At 46.9% G+C, this 734-nt stretch carries 1 protein-coding gene; it reads right to left on the minus strand.

Going from position 1 to position 734, the window contains the following annotated elements; translation table 11 throughout:
* Positions 1-734 (minus strand): 23S rRNA (guanine(745)-N(1))-methyltransferase (rlmA, locus tag R7190_RS27215; RefSeq protein ID WP_318137848.1); only part of this gene is annotated, 734 nt, incomplete at both ends.

Raw genomic sequence — 734 nt, forward strand, 5'->3', positions numbered from 1 at the left:
GATTCTCTTGTTGAACTGGCTTCTTGCGGTAAACGCGTAGCATGAAGTCGGCCTCACACTGGAAAAGTGTAGCGGACTTTAGCTCTTCACGAAGTTCATCCGTCGCCTTCCAAGCAAATGGAGTCATTTGCAACAAATCAAATGCAACACCATTTTCTAAGTCCATGGTGTAGTTCAGCTTTTGTTGGTGCTCTAGCTCAAAGCCTTCAATGTTCTCTGGTTCTTCATTGTGTAAGCGAACTTCTTGATGGATGCGTTCGCGGAACTGGTAAAGGTGACGACCTGCGGGCGTTACCGTGATCACCACGCCGTTGTCTTTGATGACGCGTTGCAACTCTTCTGCTTTGCATGGCGCGTAAATACGCAAAATCGCATCCAGTGATTGATCTGCAAACGGCAAGCGGTGGCTAGACGCTACACTAAATTGGCAGTTTGGGTAGCGCTTAGAAGCGTAACGAATGGCTACTTTAGAAATATCCAAACCAAAAACAGTAGCTTGTGGATCTTGTTCGAAGAGAGATTGCTGCACTTGATCGGTGTAATAACCTTCACCACAACCGATATCCAGTAATTGGTGTGTCGTACCTTCTGTGTATTTCGCACATAGTCGAGCCACTTCTTGACGCATTGGATCGTAGTGGTTTCCTTCGAGAAAACGGCGGCGAGCTTGCATCATTTCTTTGTTGTCACCTGGATCTTTCGAACGTTTGTGGTGCGCAGGCATCAGATTCACA

Source organism: Vibrio sp. 1078-1 (genome assembly GCF_033340475.1).